The following is an 18,907-nucleotide window of genomic DNA, read 5'->3' as shown; positions in this document are numbered from 1 at the left end:
GGTTATGAGCCCGACGAGCTACCTACTGCTCCATCCCGCGATATTGGATTGCAAAGGTACGAATAATTTTTAAAAATCCTAATTTTTCTTTTAAATAAAGGACTTTTATAAAAACTATTTTATTATTTGTATCTTTGTTCTATGGCAAAAATATTGAAAATTTACCCGGACAACCCACAGGAAAATCTTGTGAATGAGGTTATTAAAACATTAAATAATGGCGGGCTGATCATCTATCCTTCAGATACGGTTTATGCCTTAGGCTGTAACATTTTTGATATAAAAGCCATGGAAAAACTGGCCCAGCTCAAAAAAATGAAGCTTGAGAAGTCAAAATTCTCGATTATCTGTAATGATCTCAGTCATCTGTCTGACTTTACAAGACCTATTGACACCTCTGTTTTCCGGTTTCTGAAAAACCATCTCCCGGGTCCGTTTACTTTCATTCTGGAGGCTAATAAAAGCTTGCCTTTAGCCTATAAAGGTCATAAAACAATCGGGATCCGTGTTCCTGATCACCCGATTCCGCAGCTTATTGTTGAAAAGCTGGGGCACCCTATTGCCTCAACTTCCATTAAGGATGATGATGAAATCATTGAATACTCTACCGATCCTGAGCTTATTGCAGAAAAATATGATCACCTGGTAGACATTGTGATTGATTCAGGGTATGGGGATAATGTGGCATCCACTATTGTAGATCTTACATCAGGAGAACCGGAGATTATCCGTCAGGGAAAAGGAATTATTTAATAATGATGAGTCTTACCGGGAAATATACCGCAGGAATTTTACTTACTTTTATTCTTTTAGCTGCTGCGATGCTTTATTCTAATCCGGCGATCACTTTGATTACAGGAATAAGAAAAATTACAGCAGACCATTTTTTCTTCAGCAGAATTATACTGTGGGTCATTCTGATTATTGTATTCCTGTACAGTATTTTTGTTGAGAAAAACTCTTTTTTGCTTAAAGAAGAGAAAAAATATGACATAGGATTTTATATCAAAGCTGTTCTGAGCTTATATTTTATCTGTATACTCGGCGGAGCCATTCTGAATGCCTTCAGTATGTTCGTCATAAAAGAAAAAGTAAGTGATAAGCTTCTGAATCTTATACCTATTTTCAGAAACAACTATTTTTTAATTATTTTTACATCACTTACAGCAGCCATTGTAGAGGAATTCCTGATACGGGGCTATATACAGTCCAGGATTGAAAAAATTTATAATAATCCGGCAACAGGAATTATTATTTCAGCTGTTTTGTTCGGAATTCTGCATAGCACTTACGGTACCATAGCTCAGGTTCTCGGGCCTTTGTTTATCGGACTTGTTTTTGCCTTATTTTACAAACGCTATTCAAATATTAAAGTTCTGATTATCTGTCATTTTATGATTGATTTTATAGCAATGACAGGTATGAATTTTATTGATATTAAACACTTATCTGTATTTTAACATTATGAAAATTATAACATCCCCGGCAAAATTGATGAACGTAGAAAATTCAACGGATCTGTTGAAAACCACTACTCCGAAATTCATTGAAGATGCTGCATTCATACAATCTTATTTAAAAGAAAAATCACCAAAATATCTTTCCGAGCTGATGGAAATATCAGCTAAACTGGCTGATGAAAACTGGGAAAGAAATCAAAAATGGAAATCCAAACCTACTGCAAAAGAATCTGCTCCGGCCATGTTTGCCTTTACAGGAGAAGTTTACAGAGGGCTGGATGCCAAAACACTGGATAAAAATGCGGTAGATTACCTTCAGAAAAATTACAGAATCCTTTCCGGGCTTTACGGTTTATTGAAACCATCGGATAAAGTAATGCTGTACAGGCTTGAAATGGGACGTCCTTTCGAATTTGAGCAATACAGAAACCTGTATGAATTCTGGCGAGAAAAGATCACGGAACAGCTGAATTCCGAAATGAAAAAAGGAGAAATTTTACTTCACCTTGCCAGCAATGAGTACGGAAAAGTAATCGACAGAAAAAAGCTAAACCATAAAGTAATCGATTTTGATTTTTACGAATTAAAAGACGGAAAACTAAAGACCATTGTAGTGTACACCAAGCATGCAAGAGGTCTTGTAGTAAGATTCTGTGCAGAAACCAATGCTAAAACCCTGGAGGATGTAAAAGCATTCAACTATGAAGGATACAGAATTGATGAAGAAAAATCCACAGATACAAAACTGGTTTTTACAAGATAAATGACAATTTCAGCCTTTAAAAAATATTTCAAAGCAGAGCTTTCCGGTCTTTATACTGAGTCGGAAAGTGCATTTTTATCGTCTTTGTTCATTCATCAGATTACAGATTTTGATAATTTCCGGCAAAGAAGATTTTCCGAACAGGAACTTTTAACGGCTGATGAAGAAAAACTTGGCCACCTCGTTTCAGAACTTAAAACCGGAAGACCTTACCAGCAGATATTGGGTGAAACCGAATTTTACGGAATGAAGTTTTTCGTAGATGAAAATATACTGATTCCCCGTCCTGAAACGGAAGAGCTGCTGGAAATTGCGATCAGGGAGATTAAAAATTCAAAGTTTAAGGCTCAGGATGTAAAAATTTTAGACATCGGAACCGGAAGCGGAATCATTCCTTTGGTTTTAAAAAAGTATTTTCCTGAAGCCCATGTTTCATCTGTTGATTTTTCTGAAAAGGCCCTGGATACCGCAAAAAGAAATGCAGAGTACCATCAGTTGGAGATCAATTTCATCCACGCCGATTATCTTAATTATGAACTGGGTGAAAGCTACGATATCATCATTTCAAATCCTCCATACATCGGGATTGAGGAAGAGATTGAAATTGCAGATTCAGTGAAAGAATTTGAACCTAAAATGGCACTTTTCTCCCCCACTGCTGATGCTTTGATCTTTTACAGGAAAATTGCAGAAGATGCTAAAAAATATTTACCGGAGAATGGACTTTTATTTTTAGAAATCAACCAGAAATTAGGACCCGAAACGCTGAAATTGTATCAATACTTTTCTGACGCTCAATTATTGAAGGATTTATCTGAAAATGACAGGTTTATTTATGGAAGGAAATAAGTAATTTTACTTCCATATAACTAACCTATGAAAACTTTGACATGGAACTTTCTCATCTTTGTTTTACTCATTACTCAGCTGGTATCCTGTAAACAGAATCCTCAGGATATTATAAATGGATATTACAATAAAGGAGAATTCAATGGTTCGGTTCTGATTGTAAAAAACGGTCAGATTGTCTGTGATACTGCTCTGGGTTTCCGCAATTTTGAAAAAGGACTGAAAGCAGATAAAAATACTTCATTTTATATTGCATCCCTCAGTAAGCCGTTTACTGCAGCAGCTATTATCTTGCTGGAGCAAGAAGGGTTATTGAAATTTGATGATAAAGCTTCCCGGTTCATAAAGCTTCCGGAATATGCTAAAAACATTACGATCAGACAGCTTTTGCATCACACTTCGGGAATCAGGGATTATGAAAATCTGTTTTCTAAAAAGGGATTAACCAATCAGGAGGTAATTGACTGGCTGGCTGATCTTAAAAGTCTTGATTTCACTCCTGACAGCGAGTTTAAATACAGCAATAGCGGATATATAATTCTATCCCGGATCATTGAAAAGGTTTCAGGTACATCTTACAGTACATTGATCAATGAACAGATTATTGCTCCTTTAAAAATGAGTAACACTTATGTATATGAACCTGGCACAGTTATTCAGAATAAAGCATCAGGATATAATAAGCAAAAACAACCGGATGATTATTCAATTTTAACAACCGGTGATGGTGGAATTTACTCTACTCCTGAAGATCTTTATAAGTTTGATCAGGCTTTACGAAACTATACCTTAATTAATAAAGAAAATACCAATATGATGTATTCTTCCTTCCAATTGTCCGACGGAAAGATATCAGACTACGGGTTTGCATGGTTCTTAGAAAATAAAAACGGAGAAAAATCAGCAATGCATACAGGTGGCCTGAACGGCTTTAAAGCCTTATTCTGGAGAGATTTGAAGCATAACAGCTGCATTATTGCGCTTACTAATCAGGGAGATGCATTTCCTTTAGGGAACTTTTTATACGACATAAAAAAAACAATACAATAAACATGATTATTCAACCACACGAAATCAACAATATAAAGATAGCAGAAATAATTTCTGACAATATGGTAATCCAATCAGCACAGGATGGGCTTGATCTCATGGGAAATATTTATTATCAGGGGTTTGACAAAGTAATTCTTTATGAAAAAAACATCACGCCGGAATTCTTCGATTTAAAAACAAAAATTGCGGGTGAAATCCTGCAGAAATTCTCAAACTATCGGATAGGATTAGCTATTGTTGGTGATTTCAGTAAATATGAAAGTAAAAGCATAAAGGATTTTATTTTTGAAAGCAATAAAACAAGACATGTCAATTTTGTAGCATTATTGGAGGACGCATTAGAAAAGCTCTCTCAATAATTTTTTCAGTTGTTTTTAAAAAGAATGCAATATTTTATGTATTAAAAATAATCTATATATCTTATTATTTTAATAAAAATTTAAATTAAAAACCATTAGTTTAACTAACAAATAGTGTTAAATCAATCCCCAAGCCCTTCAAAGCAGGTTTTTCAGTGTTTTTTTCGTATATTTGCAAAAACACACAAATTATGATTTTCACTTATCCACTGTCATATATTCAATATTACAGACTGCTTAAATCAATTTACTTTATCGATCCTTTCAGGTAAAGCCATAGTATGTTCTCTTTGAGACATGCACGTTCAATCTGTTCTTGGTTTTGGGCCTGAGAACCCCATCATGCCATTATATCAGTACAAATCATTATTCCAATGAATTGTCATATATGCTTATATCCATTTGGAATAAAGCTGACCGGATTTTCAAAAAAACACAACATAAACACATAAAATACACAGATAAAAAATTATTAATTCATCATGATTAAAGAATTATTTCTACCAATCGTTTTAATTAGTTCATTTTCTTTTGCCCAAGTTGGTATTAACACCTCTACACCTGACGGAAGTGCCATGCTGGACATTTACAGTCAGAATAAAGGATTGCTGATACCAAGGCTTACCACAGCAAAGAGAGATGCTATTGCCAATCCGGCCAACTCACTTCTTATCTACGACACTGATAAGAAATGTTTAAGCCAGAATATAGGAACCCCTACCAAACCTGATTGGCTATGTATCAGCAGTAATGCTGTAAAAATGTTTTATATGCCCAGTGTTTCTTTTGACACTTCAACCACAGCCAATGGCCGGACTAAAGACTTGTATACCCTGTATAAAACTCAGTTCGGTTCTCCAAAAGCGAAGAGTACCAGTGCTCCTGCCGCAATTCCTTTTTTCCCTTCCAGTAAAGACCTTTATTATTATGTAACCGACGCTGATCCCAATGTATTCAGTAATATTTCTATTTCTGATGATGGTGTAATGACTTACGACGTGAAGGCTGCAGCAACAGACTGTTCTTTTATTAATATTGTTTTTGTTGTTAAATAATTGAGCTATGATAAAAAGTACCTCAATTGTACAATACAAAAAGGTTTTGTTTCTGCTTCCCTTAATGATGTTCACACAGAATATCCAGGCTCAGAATGAACAGGGAACCGGTTATCCGTATTTTGTCAATTTCACACAGGGATTACAGCCTCAGGAGGCCTATAAGGTGGCTACCAGCGGTGTTCAGAATGATGCTACTTTTACCACGGATGGGCTAAGGCTTACCCGAAGTGTGAATAATATTTCTGGAGGAGTTATACTTGCAGATAAAATATTCAAAAGTGATCAGGGAATCAAGTTCGAGTTTGAATTTGCCATTTATGGAGGAAATACTAACGGAGGAGATGGTATTTCAATATTTTTAGTAGACGGTTCCATTCCTAAAGAGCAGCTCAATCTCGGCTATTTTGGCGGAGGACTGGGATATAGTTTTGTACGTGGTGGTGAATCTACGGAAGGACTGAGAGGAGCCTATCTGGGAATAGGACTGGATGAATTCGGGAATTTTAAAACAAGCTTTAAACAGACTGAAAGGATTAGAAACGGGATTTTTGGCGTAACACTGGCAGATGGAAGAAGCAATGTTTCTTTAAGGGCAAAACGTGGAAACCAATACCTATCATCGGCTGAGCCTGCCGGATACAATGGTTACCCTCTTCTTTACAGTACTGCTACCAATGCAGCTCCCTCCAGCAGCAACAGGTCTGCTTATCTTGACACCCAGACCGGAAAATATATCGGTATCAAAAATCCGAATCTTCAGCAGTTCAGTATTGAAAGTGGCGGAACTACAATTCCTCAGAATGAAAATGATGCAAGATTCCGTAAAGCATATATTACGTTGGTTCCCAATCCTGCCGGAGGCTACAATGTCACCCTGGAAATACAGCACGGAACTGTGAAAGAAAAAGTGATTGATAATTATTATTACCCGACTTCTCTGAAATATACTGAAACTACTATATCCAACACTACCGTAAGAACGCTGGATACTTCACCTCCTCCTACTTTCAGAATTGGTTTTGCGGCGTCTACCGGAGCTGCCAGAAATATACATTTGCTGAAAAATCTGGGGGTTACAAGACCTTATGCAGCTGAAGTAACGGATGATCTGTTTGCAGGTTGCCCGGGGATTAAGTCAACATATTATCCTTTGCTTAATGATGCCGCTTATTCTTCAGCAAACGGTCAGAATCCGCCAACTCTTTCGTACGATAATCTTGATTTTAACTCATTCCGTTTTCTGGACAATAACGGAGCTGTGATTCCGAATATAACAGGCGGTGTCTATACGAACAGTCAGGGGACATGGACCTATTTTCCCACTACCGGAGCGCTTTCTTTCAAGCCCGCGGTTGGGTTTACCGGAGTGGCTCAAATACAATATGATATTAAAGGTGGTGGAAGCAATGGTACAGAAGCTCCTTACAATAAGGAAGAATACAGATCATTGCCTGCATTGGTACAGGTTAATATTTCAAGTTCAAATAACTGCAGTAAAGCCTGCGTTATTTCCAATAAAAATGTAACGCAGAAAATTACAAGATAATTTGATACAACCAGCTCTCAGCAGCTGGTTTTTTATTTTTAACGGATAAAAATCAATGTTTTTTATTCTTCACAAAATACCGGACAGCGTCTTCAATTGCTTTATCAACTGGCTGGTAACTGATCCCAAGCTCTTCTACCGATTTCCGGTTGTTATAATAATTACGGATCTGAAGTGCCTTCATATTGGAAGAGCTGAGATTGGTTTTTATTTTTAATTTTCGCAAGCCGTCACCAATTAACCCAAGAAAGTTTAATACCTTGTCCGGAATAGCTATCATGACTGGCTTTTGACCGGTAATCCGGCTTACTTTCCGGAAAAATTCCCTGTAGCTCAAATTTTCATTGGCTAAAAGGTATTTCTCACCATTCTGCCCCTTTTCAATTGCATTCACTACCCCGTTGGCAGCGTCTTCCACATGTACAAAGTTCTTCCCTCCCTTCGGATAGAATATCAATTTCTTTTTCCAGGCCCAGAAAATAATCTTGCCTGAACTTGGCTTGCTGTCATAAGCTCCGATCATAAAGGTAGGGTTTACAATAACAACCTCAGTGTTTTTAAAGTTTTTTAAAAGATAATCTTCAGCAGCAAGTTTGCTTTGGGCATACCATGAATGGGTAAAGGGATATATCTGTGGTGCTTTTTCACTTCCCCAGAACGCTGTCTCTCCAAATCCTAAGGTATTGGCCGTGCTTACAAATAAAAACTTTTTTACGCCCACCAGCTCTGCACAGGTGAACAGATTTACAACCGTTTCGTAATTCACTTTCCTGTATTCATGATAGCTTACAAGATTCTGACGTGTTTCTGCAGCTATATGAATAATACAGTCAATATGGTTAAGATAAGCTGAAACATCGGATAAAAGATCTGTTTCTATCAGTTTCAGATTTTCGTTTTCTTCACCCAGCCAGCTGCTTTTCTTGCGCACCAGAGCAATAACAGAATAACCATTTTGTAATAATTTAAAGATAACATTAGTTCCCAGAAGCCCTGTAGCTCCGGTTACGCAAATTTTTTTCATGCTTCGATCTCTCTTTTTATAGCCTGGGTCATTAATGGCAGCTTTATCCATATGGGTAAAATTTTCATCACCAGCCAGCTGATTGGATTCACCATAATTACGGAATCTTTTTTAAATAACTGCCGGATACAGTAAGAAGCTACCTTATCAGGATTTAAAAGCGTTAACCGTCCCATAAAGCCCTGCTTTTCTATTCTTTTACAAACATCCGAATTGGTTTTCATCGCACCCGGATTGACAACACTTACAAAGACATTAGTACCTTTAAGCTCTTCATGCAGTCCTCTTGAAAAGGAATGGATAAAACTTTTGGATGCCGGATATACCGTCTTAAAGCCTATCGGAGAAAATGCAGCCATGCTTGAAACATTCAGAATATAAGCTTTCGGCTGTTTTAAAAGATTGGGAAGCAGCTGATGGGTAATTAAAGAAGTTGCCGCAACATTCACCTGCAAAATGGTATTGATATAATCAGAAGTAGCTTCCGTGAATTTTTTAGTTCCGCCAAGGCCTGCATTATTGATCAGAATATGAATGGCAAAAGACTGATTGAGCCATTCGGTAAGTTTCATGACATTTTCATTCACGGAAAGATCTGTTTCATAATACTGAACTTTTACTTCATACAGCTTTTCGAGTTTGTGGGAAAATTCTTTGAGATTCTGATGCGGAAGACTTACAAGGACAACATTGATCTTTTGTTTTGCCAGATGTTCAGCGAATGATTTTCCAAGTCCCTGGCTTGCTCCCGTTACTACCGCATATGATTCTTTGGTATCCATAAGTTTAAATTTTATGGTACAAAGCTATGGTGGAAGCGAGGCTCTAATGTTCAGGATTATCCGGACGAACGGATTTTAACCAAAGAGAAATGAAAACTACAAAACACTGAAAATCAATAATTTAAATTCAATAAAAGTTAAAACTTATAAAACAGAACTTATTTTTTAAACTCGGAAGGAGTTTGTCCGGTCACTTTTTTAAAGGTGGTATTAAAGGAAGTTTTGGAATTGAACCCGGATTCGTAAGCTATTCCCAGAATAGATAATTTGCTGTCCCGATTTTTCAGAAGTTTTTTGGCGTGGTCTATCCTGTACTCATTCACATACTGAAAGAAATTTTTCCCGAAACCTGTATTGATGACATAAGATAAATGGTGGGTAGAAACGGACAGCATTTCTGCCAGCCTGATAAGATTCAGCTCGCTGTCAAGATAAGGTTTCTGTATTTCCATAAGAGTTTCAAGGGAAATTTTAATCTTTAACAATTCCTCATCAGAAATCAGCTTTCTCTTCACTTCTTCCGAACCGGAATCTTCATTAATAGAGATCAGTTCTTCTCTCTGTTTTTCTTCCAGAGGATAGATCTCTCTTTGTTTCATGGAATAGTATCCCACCCAGTATATCACAAGTAAAAAAGCAGTGTTGATGAAGAAGTTCAGTGATTTCGGATCATAGAACAGGTTATAAATGATATAAATGATGTTGACGATAAGCATTACCAGAATGATATACTCCAGCCAGTTCAGATTGATGCCTTCCGTATTGGAGGAAAACTGCTGGATTCTCCTTTGGTGCTTTCTGATGGTAATATAGGAAAGCAGGGTATAGAAAAAAGCCTGAATCAGGATTAAAATAATACTTATGTACTGAAATGGTGTTTCATACCCCATTCTCACCAGCATAAGACAACCCAGAAAAGCTGCGGGAAGCAATAAAAACTTTACATCAGTGATTTTAAAGGTAAAGGAAGGGTTGGTATAGAACAGCACACTAAAGTAAAAAACAATGGGGGTAAAAAACTGGATACATCTGACCCAAAAGAGAGAATGGAATTCTACTATTGAGCCGGTAATGAGAAACAGAACTTCATCCAGCCAAAAGGTAGACCACAGAAAAAGAAATATGCCAAACCAGAAGTTAGCCTTATGGTTTACTTTCAAAGGATTGGCCAGCTTCAGCAGAGAAAGCAAAACCAATGAACCATAGATAAGTATCACGATGAAACTGTTTAACTCTGATGTGTTCATTGGTTTTGATATTTTGTTTAAAAATAGTCTTTTATCCTATTCGTTTCCTTACAAAAATTTCATATCCTAAATAAATCAGCGGAAGCGACATGATTCCCAAGAAAAGACTGTTGCTCATGGCCAGCTGAGGATGCATCACAATAGAGTAAACCAATCCGAAAAAAGCACCTCCCAGATGTGCTGCATGTCCCAGATTATCCCATTGTTTAGGGTTCAGCATCATATACACTGAGTATCCGAAATACAGGGTCCCGAATAACCATCCCGGTAAGAAGTTGACACTGATCTCATTCGGAGCCATCGCTATAGAGGCAAAGATAATCCCTGAAACAGCGCCTGATGCTCCGATTGCGGAATACCACGGCTGATTTTTATAGATCTGCAAACTGAATAAGTTCCCAAGGATCATGGATCCAAAATAAAGGATTAAAAATCCTGTTTCACCAAAGAAACTAATAACTACTCCCTGGAAAAAATACAGGGAAAGCATATTGAAAAATAAATGCATAAAGTCGGCATGCAAAAATGCAGAGCTGATCAGCCTGATATACTCCTTTCGGTTGGCAATAGCTGCAACATTGAATTTATATTTTTCAAATAATGCTGTATTATTGAACCCCATGTAACTGAAAATACATGTGGCAGCAATGATAATGATAACAATTGTATCCATGATATTTTTTTAAATTATACCGGAACAGACAGAAATCTATTCATTTTCATTATTCCCGTCATCCTGAAACAGATCTCCAATCATTCCTCCGTCTTCGTCAAGATCCCCGGTTGGTTCAGGGTCTTCATATACTTCAGGTTCTTCTTCCACCGGTTCAGGAATGGTAATATTGATGGCTTTCACTTTGAACTTGGTAAACTGGTTTCCGATTGCCTTTATTCCCTTTACTGCTATAAACTCATCAATATTGATCGTTTCCGGCTCACGTTCTTTTCCTTTATCTTTCGCAAAAATAATTTCTGCAGTGGCATCATTGGCAACAATTACATTTTCAATGAAGGATTTCGGATGTTCAGATGGCATGAAAGTCTGCACATTAACCGTATTTTCCAGTAAGAATCTCTTAATGAAATAAATATCTTTTTCTCCGTCATAATAAATGCAGGTAATCGGCTGTTCAGGTTTCCACTTTTCCAGCACCAGATATTCATCATCAAAACGGTTGCCAAGATCAAAAGAAACCAGTTTTACTTCACCGTTTGTATTGATGGTAAGGATTTTATCATCTCCTTTGAAGCTTCCCAGTAATGTTCCCCTTGCATCCGCATTCAGTCTTCTTATGGTATCATCAAACCAGATCTTTCTTGGAGCCAGGGTGGAGACTCCCTCTTCCTTCAGGTCTACTTTCTTCACGGCATATTTTGTGACCAGATTTCCTTTGGAATCACGTCCTTTGATGGCAAGATCAGAGAAATTGATCTCCATTTTATTTTTTCTGATTCTTGGATTCGGCTTTAAAAGTACTGTTACTGTTTCTGCTTCTCCATTTGGATTGGCTGAGAAATACAGTGTTTCCGAACCTTTTTTATCTGAAGCTAACGGATAATCTGTATTTCGGGTTACCCCTGTTACAGAGAAACGTTTCATATAATATGGTCCTTCCCTGCCCTCACGGTAGATCATATTATACACTGTCCTTTTGTCGTTTTTCTTCCATACGGCAACGTGAAGAATATCTTTTCCGATGAAAGTTTTTGCTTCCACTTTTACAACCTTCATACTTCCGTCTTTTCTGAATGTGATGATGTCATCAATATCAGAGCAGTCAAACAAATACTGGTCTTTTTTGAGTGATGTACCGATGAAACCTTCTTCAAAATTCGCATAGAACTTTTCGTTGGCTACGGCTACTTTTGTAGCATCAATCGTATCAAAGATTCTGAGCTCAGTTCTTCTCTGTTTGTCTTTCCCGTATTTTTTCTGAATATTTAAATAATAATCAATAGCATAAGCGATCAGGTTCTCCAGATTGTATTTTACCTGTTCTATCTTGCCTTCCAGTGATGCAATATTTTCTTTAAATTTATCTAAATCAAATCTTGAAATTCTCTTGATTCTGATCTCTGTCAGTTTTAAGATATCCTCTTCTGTAACGGCTCTTAAAAGATGTTTTGTATGAGGCTTTAATCCGGCATCAATGGTCTTTAATACATCTTCCCACGTTTTCACTTCTTCAATGTCATGGTAAATTCTGTTCTCGATGAAAATTCTTTCCAATGAGGAGAAATGCCAGCTTTCCTGAAGTTCATGAAGCTCAATTTCAAGTTCTTTTTTCAGTAAGGATACCGTATGATCTGTATTCATTTTCAGAATTTCAGATACATTCATGAACATCGGCTTATCTCCCACAATAACGCAGGCATTCGGGGAAATAGTTACCTGACAGTCTGTAAAGGCATACAGGGCATCAATGGTTTTATCCGGAGAAACATCATTATGAATATGAATCAGGATTTCTACTTTATCTGAAGTATTGTCCTCAATCTTTTTAATTTTGATCTTTCCTTTCTCATTGGCTTTTAAGATAGAGTCAATAAGGTCGGTTGTTGTTTTGGAGTATGGAAGTTCGGAAATCACCAATGTGTGCTTATCCGTCTGGGTAATTTTTGCTCTTGCTCTTACTTTTCCTCCTCTGTGGCCGTCATTATATTCAGAAACGTCGAGATAACCGGCTGTTAAAAAGTCTGGATACAGTTCAATTTTTTTACCTTTTAAATAGGCTACAGAGGCATTGATAAGCTCATTGAAGTTATGAGGAAGTATTTTCGTGGAAAGTCCTACCCCGATACCTTCCACTCCCTGTGCCAGGAGCAGAGGAAATTTTACAGGCAAATCAATGGGCTCATTGTTTCTTCCGTCATAAGACTTTGTCCATTCTGTAGTTTTAGGATTAAAGACCACCTCCAGCGCAAAGGGAGTCAGTCTTGCTTCAATATATCTCGCAGCAGCAGCAGAGTCTCCCGTATAAATATTACCCCAGTTTCCCTGGGTATCTATCAACAGCTCTTTCTGCCCGATCTGCACCATGGCGTCTGTAATGGAAGCATCACCGTGCGGGTGATATTTCATGGTATTTCCCACAATATTGGCCACTTTATTGTAACGGCCGTCTTCCAGTTCCCGCATAGAGTGCATGATTCTTCGCTGAACGGGTTTTAAACCATCGTATATCGAAGGGATAGCTCTATCCAAAATTACATAGGAAGCATAATCAAGGAACCAGTCTTTGTATAAACCGGAAACTTTTTTCAAGCTTTCACCTTCATGCGAATATTCTTCTGTCGTCATCTGTTTTTTAATCTTTGTTCTCTTTATTAGTTTTCACTACTTTATTCAGAGAGAGTTTTAAATCGTTTACTTCTTTTCTGTTCAAATAAGAGATCTGGTACTTAAGTATTGTAGAACCATTATTTTTGCTGGAAACGGTAATGTATAATCTTTTGAAAAAGAGAATACTGACCACATCATATTTTATCAGTTTGTATTTTGGAAATTCGTCGTGAAGAGGCTTATCTAAAAAGGGAATAATATTCCTGTTTTTAAAATTCAAAGCTTCTCCATCACTGTCATATTCAAAAATCTGCCTTCCGCTGATGTAAAATATGATCAGCAGCAGAACGGGAACAATAATCAATAAATAACTTTCTTTACCTATTACATTAAACCTGTATTCATTAGCAATAAATGCAATTATACCTAATACGGTTATCATCAAAAGCAGCGTACTCAAAGAGTTATAAACTGATGCTTTATTACGGTTACTTAGTCTCATTTTATTTTTTTGGCTGTGTAAGTTTTATAATTCTTACTTCATCCAAAATTGTGTTTTTTTTTCAGTCAATATACTGATATTTACAACCAGTTTTTAAGTTTCAAGTTTCAAGTTTTAATTTTCTACTTCATCCAGAATTTCTTTTTTATCAATATCAGAGTCATCTTCTACAACAAGGTTTTCAAGAATGAAAGTCTGTCTGTCCGGAGTATTTTTCCCCATATAGAATTCCAGGAGCTGATCAATCGTCTGGTCTTTTCCTACCACTACAGGTTCCAAACGGATATCTTTACCAATAAAGTGCTTAAACTCATCCGGAGAAATTTCTCCCAATCCCTTAAATCGTGTGATTTCAGGATTTTTTCCCAGTTCGTTTAATGCTTTTACTCTTTCCAGTTCTGTATAGCAGTATCGGGTTTCTTTTTTGTTTCTTACTCTGAATAAAGGAGTCTGAAGGATATAAAGGTGCCCGTTTTTAATCAGATCAGGAAAGAACTGCAGGAAGAAGGTAATCATCAGTAACCGGATGTGCATCCCATCAACATCGGCATCGGTAGCAATAATTACCTGATTATATCTAAGGTCTTCCAGGCTTTCTTCAATATTTAAAGCTGCCTGAAGAAGGTTAAATTCTTCATTTTCATATACCACTTTCTTGGTAAGCCCATAACAGTTCAGAGGTTTACCTTTCAGTGAAAATACCGCCTGCGTTTCCACATCCCTGGATTTTGTAATAGATCCTGATGCCGAATCCCCTTCGGTAATAAAGATCTGGGTATCTCCTTTCCTTTCGGCTTTCTGATCATTATAATGCTGTCTGCAGTCACGAAGCTTTTTATTGTGAAGAGATACTTTTTTAGCTCTTTCTCTGGCCAGTTTCTGAATTCCCGAAAGCTCTTTTCTTTCTCTTTCGGAAATTAATATTTTTCGCTGAATTGCTTCTGCTATTTCAGGATTTTTATGTAAGAAATTGTCCAGTTTGCTTTTAAGGAAATCGATAATGAAGGTTCTGACTGTAGGTCCGTTCGGTCCCATGTCATTAGATCCTAATTTTGTTTTGGTCTGAGACTCGAAAACCGGCTCTTCCACATTGATCGAGATTGCTGCAATAATAGATTTTCTGATGTCCGAAGCATCAAAACTTTTATTGAAAAACTCACGAATAGTTTTTACATATGCTTCACGAAATGCATTAAGGTGTGTACCTCCCTGCGTCGTATTCTGTCCGTTAACGAACGAAAAATAGGTTTCTGTCTGAGATTTGTCAGAATGGGTAATAGCCACCTCAATATCATCATCCTTTAAATGGACGATCGGATATAGGATATCACTTTCCAGCTCTTCTTCCAGTAAGTCTTTAAGACCGTTTTCAGAATAATAGGTTTCCCCGTTGAAAAGAATCTTAAGTCCCGGATTCAGATACGCATAATTGCGGAGCATTCTTTCGATATACTCTTTTCTGTACTTGAAATGCAGGAAGATTTCTCCATCAGGAATAAAAGAAATTTCAGTACCGTTTCTGTCTGAAGTTTCTTTTTCATCAAAGTTTTCCTTGATCATACCTCGGGAGAATTCGGCAGCTTTCATTTTTCCGTCACGGAAAGAGCGGACTCTGAAGTAATCGGAAAGGGCATTTACCGCTTTGGTACCCACCCCGTTCAATCCTACAGATTTTTTAAAAGCTTTACTGTCGTACTTACCTCCGGTATTCATTTTTGAAACCGCATCTACGACTTTCCCTAGCGGAATACCACGTCCGAAGTCACGGATTGTGACTTTTCCGTCGTCCAGCTTTATTTCAATTCTCTTTCCTGCCCTCATCCTGAACTCATCAATAGAGTTATCAAGGATCTCTTTTAACAGGATATAAATACCGTCATCAGCAGAAGACCCGTCACCGAGCTTCCCGATGTACATACCGGGGCGCAGACGGATGTGTTCCTGCCAATCGAGGGTTCTGATATTATCTTCGGAATAGGTTGGATTTATTTCTTGTGACATATATGATTTCAGCAAACATACAAAAATACAAAATTGTCCAAAATTATCCGAATTTTAGAAGTCATTTTTTCCTAACTTTTATTGTTCAATGAGAAGAATAGTCATTGATTTTTAAGCCTTTTAAATTTGTTGATATACAAAAGCAGACAAAATTCATTTTAACTCTGAAAATTTTCATTAATATATTTAAAATTATAGAACTTTTGCTTTTGTATCCGTAGATCAGTATTTTATTTTTTACTTTCCAGCTGCTCAATCATATTTTTCAGCATAGCTGGTACAATGAGCTTATGGAAAGGCCGTACAGGCAGAAAATAAAGCACACCCAGCCAGTTATGATACTTTACGGTAGTGGAAATGATAAGTGAATTTTCATCAGGATGCACCTTACTCCTGTCAACTAAAAGAGATACTCTGAAATCCAAGTGCTTATCATCTTCTCCCAGAACAATTTCATTGCTGGTTTTATCAAACACCTTAAAAAGTCCCGCACGCTCTCCTACTTCACATTTAAAATCCCGTTCCTTTTGCTGCGTTTCAGATCCGGTTTTCAGTCCGAATATTCCCACTGCTTTATTCCTGAAAGCAAACATTTTCTTACCCCATTTTGGTCCGCTTGTAAAAAAAGCTTTTCCTATTTCTGAGATATCAATATTCCGGCCGCCATCCGCAAATTCTCCTTCAAAACTATCGATATAATCGAAATCTTTTTTTCCTTTTGATAAAACGGATTTTTCAGGAAACTCTGTTTTCTTAATCTTCATTGTCATCGTTTTTAATGGTTGTTTGTCAAACAAATGTAGCTCTATTTCTGCTGATTTAAAAGGAAAATTTAAACAAATGTTTAAAATATTTTTTACATTGAAACTTATAATGTTTTAACGAATATCAGCTCTGATTTTATCATTTTCTGATTTTTATTCTCATAAGTTCAAACTGTTTTAAATATTTCATTAAATTCGGTCAACAAAACTGTTTTTATGATACAACTTCCTTTATCAAAACTTTCCAATGTAGGAACTACTATTTTCAGCCAGATGACTCAGCTCGCCAATGAAAATGAAGCAATCAACCTGTCTCAGGGTTTTCCTGATTTTATGCCTGATCCGGAATTACTCAATTATGTGGACCATTTTATCAAGAAAGGCTTCAACCAGTATGCCCCTCTCGGCGGAATGATCGGTTTAAAGGAAGAAATTGCAAGAAAAATTGAAAACAGTCATCAGGCAGTTTACCATCCGGATTCTGAAATAACTGTTACTGCAGGTGGAACTCAGGCTATTTTTACAGCGATTGCCTCATTTGTAAAAAAAGATGATGAAGTGATTATTTTCGAGCCGGCTTATGATTGTTATGAACCCACTGTAGAGCTTTTCGGAGGTGTTGTAAAACGTTTTGAAATGAAAGCTCCCGATTATGAAATCGACTGGACTGCTGTAAAAAAACTTATCAGCGAAAAAACCAGAATGATTATTCTCAACAACCCCAATAATCCCTCAGGAAAAATCCTGAAAGAAAATGATATACAGGAGCTGATTGACCTGGTAAAGGGCACTTCCATTCTTATCCTGAGTGATGAAGTGTATGAAAATATTGTTTTTGACGGAAAACAGCATTTAAGCATCTGTAAATATCCGGAACTGAAAGAAAGAAGCCTGCTTGTTGCCTCTTTTGGGAAGCTTTTCCATGTTACGGGTTGGAAAGTGGGTTATTGTGCCGCGCCTAAAAACCTTACGGATGAATTCAGAAAGGTTCATCAGTTCAATGTATTCTGTGTACACACTCCTATCCAGCTGGCATTGGCTGAATACATGAAAAATGATGAACACTACAGCCAGCTAAGCCAATTTTTCCAGGAAAAAAGAGATTTTCTGAGAAAAGGTCTGGAAGGAACTTCGTTTGAACTGCTGGATTGTGAAGGAACTTATTTTCAGGCAGTAAAATATGATAAGATTTCGGATAAAAATGATTTTGATTTTGCCTCTGAACTTACCATTACTCATAAGGTAGCCAGCGTTCCTTTCTCGTCTTTTTATAAAAATAAACTGAATGAAAATGTGATCAGGTTATGTTTTGCCAAGAAAAGAGAAACGTTAGAAAAGGCTCTTGAAAACCTTTCAAAGATCTAATGACAATAGATAAATAAAATCGGCCGGCTCAAATGAGCCGGCCGATCTATTTAATATGACTATCCGTTTACATGTTATAAAAACATCCCCCCGGAAACTTCAATCCTTTGTCCGTTGATCCATCCTGCATCTTCCGTACACAGGAAGGCTACTACGCCACCAATATCATCAGGCAGACCTACTCTTCCCAAAGCTGTTGCACCAGCTACCATTGCATTGATTTCTTCATTATCTCTCACTCTTCCTCCACCGAAATCGGTTTCAATTGCTCCCGGAGCTACCACATTAGCTTTAATTTTTCTTGGTCCCAACTCTTTAGCCATATATTTCGTCAGCATTTCTACCCCGGCTTTTATTGATCCGTAGACAGAAGATCCTGGTGTTGCAAATCTTGCCAATCCTGAAGATATATTGATAATCCCTCCTCCATCATTGATAAATGGCAATAATTTTTGAGTCAGGAAAAAGACACCTTTGAAGTGGATATCCACCACATCATCCAGCTGCTCTTCCGTAACTTCAGTAATTGGTGAATATAAAGCTGTACCTGCATTGTTGATAAGATAATCAATATGAGTACTTCCCGTGTTTTCCTGCAAATGACCCGTTACATCTTTTACAAAAGCATCGAAACTTTTTATGTCTTTGGTATCCAGCTGAAACGCGACAGCATTTCTCCCCATCGATTTTATTTCATTAACTACAGCTTCTGCCTCTTCTTTGTTGCTTCTGTACGTAATGATAACGTCTAATCCCTTCTGAGCGATTTTAAGGGCTGAGTTCTTTCCCAATCCACGGCTTCCTCCGGTTACCAGTGCAATATTTGTTTTTGTGTTCATTGTATTTTGATT

Annotated in this window: 18 protein-coding genes; 9 read left to right on the top strand and 9 right to left on the bottom strand. The window is 37.1% G+C overall.

What is annotated here, in order from left to right; all coding sequences use genetic code 11:
- The first annotated feature begins 141 nt into the window (after positions 1-141).
- The 8 genes from ACE3RB_RS04310 to ACE3RB_RS04275 all read left to right on the top strand — a co-directional run bounded on the left by ACE3RB_RS04310 (position 142) and on the right by ACE3RB_RS04275 (position 7,088).
- Positions 142-753 (top strand): L-threonylcarbamoyladenylate synthase, encoded by a 612-nt coding sequence (locus ACE3RB_RS04310; protein ID WP_374463078.1) that lies wholly within the window; start codon positions 142-144, stop codon positions 751-753.
- A 2-nt stretch (positions 754-755) separates the two neighbouring features.
- Positions 756-1,460 carry a lysostaphin resistance A-like protein gene (locus tag ACE3RB_RS04305; protein WP_374463077.1) on the top strand — a complete coding sequence of 235 codons (705 nt, stop codon included), beginning with the start codon at positions 756-758 and terminating at the stop codon, positions 1,458-1,460.
- Positions 1,461-1,464: 4 nt separating this feature from the next.
- Entirely contained in the window at positions 1,465-2,223 is a 759-nt protein-coding gene (gene yaaA, locus ACE3RB_RS04300; protein ID WP_374463076.1) for a peroxide stress protein YaaA, read from the top strand.
- Positions 2,224-3,072 carry a peptide chain release factor N(5)-glutamine methyltransferase gene (prmC, locus tag ACE3RB_RS04295; protein WP_374463074.1) on the top strand — a complete coding sequence of 283 codons (849 nt, stop codon included), beginning with the start codon at positions 2,224-2,226 and terminating at the stop codon, positions 3,070-3,072. It abuts the gene before it with no gap.
- Between the two features lie 27 nt (positions 3,073-3,099).
- Positions 3,100-4,122 carry a serine hydrolase domain-containing protein gene (locus ACE3RB_RS04290; RefSeq protein WP_374463073.1) on the top strand — a complete coding sequence of 341 codons (1,023 nt, stop codon included), beginning with the start codon at positions 3,100-3,102 and terminating at the stop codon, positions 4,120-4,122.
- A gap of 2 nt (positions 4,123-4,124) precedes the next feature.
- On the top strand, positions 4,125-4,484 hold the full coding sequence (locus ACE3RB_RS04285) for a DUF4180 domain-containing protein (RefSeq protein ID WP_374463072.1): 360 nt from the start codon (positions 4,125-4,127) through the stop codon (positions 4,482-4,484).
- Between the two features lie 482 nt (positions 4,485-4,966).
- Positions 4,967-5,539 carry a hypothetical protein gene (locus ACE3RB_RS04280; RefSeq protein WP_374463071.1) on the top strand — a complete coding sequence of 191 codons (573 nt, stop codon included), beginning with the start codon at positions 4,967-4,969 and terminating at the stop codon, positions 5,537-5,539.
- A gap of 7 nt (positions 5,540-5,546) precedes the next feature.
- Positions 5,547-7,088, top strand: a complete 1,542-nt coding sequence (locus tag ACE3RB_RS04275) for a hypothetical protein (protein ID WP_374463070.1) — start codon at positions 5,547-5,549, stop codon at positions 7,086-7,088.
- 52 nt (positions 7,089-7,140) lie between these two features.
- Here the strand turns inward: ACE3RB_RS04275 and ACE3RB_RS04270 are convergent, their stop codons facing one another.
- The 8 genes from ACE3RB_RS04270 to ACE3RB_RS04235 form a co-directional block, all read right to left on the bottom strand.
- A complete protein-coding gene (locus ACE3RB_RS04270; RefSeq protein WP_374463069.1) occupies positions 7,141-8,112 on the bottom strand; it encodes an NAD-dependent epimerase/dehydratase family protein in 972 nt (323 codons plus the stop codon).
- Positions 8,109-8,894 carry an SDR family NAD(P)-dependent oxidoreductase gene (locus tag ACE3RB_RS04265; protein WP_374463067.1) on the bottom strand — a complete coding sequence of 262 codons (786 nt, stop codon included), beginning with the start codon at positions 8,892-8,894 and terminating at the stop codon, positions 8,109-8,111. The genes ACE3RB_RS04270 and ACE3RB_RS04265 overlap by 4 nt, the downstream gene beginning before the upstream one ends.
- 158 nt (positions 8,895-9,052) lie before the next feature.
- Complete coding sequence (locus tag ACE3RB_RS04260) at positions 9,053-10,141, bottom strand: helix-turn-helix domain-containing protein (RefSeq protein WP_374463066.1); 1,089 nt, start codon at positions 10,139-10,141, stop codon at positions 9,053-9,055.
- 31 nt (positions 10,142-10,172) lie between these two features.
- A complete protein-coding gene (locus tag ACE3RB_RS04255; RefSeq protein WP_374463065.1) occupies positions 10,173-10,814 on the bottom strand; it encodes a rhomboid family intramembrane serine protease in 642 nt (213 codons plus the stop codon).
- Positions 10,815-10,850: 36 nt separating this feature from the next.
- Positions 10,851-13,442: a DNA gyrase/topoisomerase IV subunit A gene (locus tag ACE3RB_RS04250; RefSeq protein WP_374463064.1), complete on the bottom strand. Its 2,592-nt coding sequence runs from the start codon at positions 13,440-13,442 to the stop codon at positions 10,851-10,853.
- Positions 13,443-13,449: 7 nt separating this feature from the next.
- Complete coding sequence (locus ACE3RB_RS04245; RefSeq protein ID WP_374463063.1) at positions 13,450-13,926, bottom strand: hypothetical protein; 477 nt, start codon at positions 13,924-13,926, stop codon at positions 13,450-13,452.
- Between the two features lie 114 nt (positions 13,927-14,040).
- Positions 14,041-15,927, bottom strand: a complete 1,887-nt coding sequence (locus ACE3RB_RS04240; RefSeq protein ID WP_374463062.1) for a DNA topoisomerase IV subunit B — start codon at positions 15,925-15,927, stop codon at positions 14,041-14,043.
- A 230-nt stretch (positions 15,928-16,157) separates the two neighbouring features.
- A complete protein-coding gene (locus ACE3RB_RS04235; RefSeq protein ID WP_374463061.1) occupies positions 16,158-16,691 on the bottom strand; it encodes a DUF2867 domain-containing protein in 534 nt (177 codons plus the stop codon).
- 216 nt (positions 16,692-16,907) lie between these two features.
- Here ACE3RB_RS04235 and ACE3RB_RS04230 point away from each other — a divergent pair, with 216 nt between their 5' ends.
- The gene (locus ACE3RB_RS04230) at positions 16,908-18,056 is read left to right on the top strand and encodes a methionine aminotransferase (RefSeq protein WP_374463060.1); all 1,149 of its coding nucleotides are present in this window, start codon (positions 16,908-16,910) and stop codon (positions 18,054-18,056) included.
- Positions 18,057-18,130: 74 nt separating this feature from the next.
- Here the strand turns inward: ACE3RB_RS04230 and ACE3RB_RS04225 are convergent, their stop codons facing one another.
- On the bottom strand, positions 18,131-18,895 hold the full coding sequence (locus ACE3RB_RS04225; protein ID WP_374463059.1) for an SDR family NAD(P)-dependent oxidoreductase: 765 nt from the start codon (positions 18,893-18,895) through the stop codon (positions 18,131-18,133).
- Positions 18,896-18,907 lie beyond the last annotated feature (12 nt).

It is taken from the genome of Chryseobacterium sp. (assembly GCF_041914225.1).
In the GTDB taxonomy this organism is placed as follows: Bacteria; Bacteroidota; Bacteroidia; order Flavobacteriales; family Weeksellaceae; genus Chryseobacterium.
Note: the sequence above shows the minus strand (reverse complement) of the source record. Positions and strands in the feature narration are given on the sequence as shown.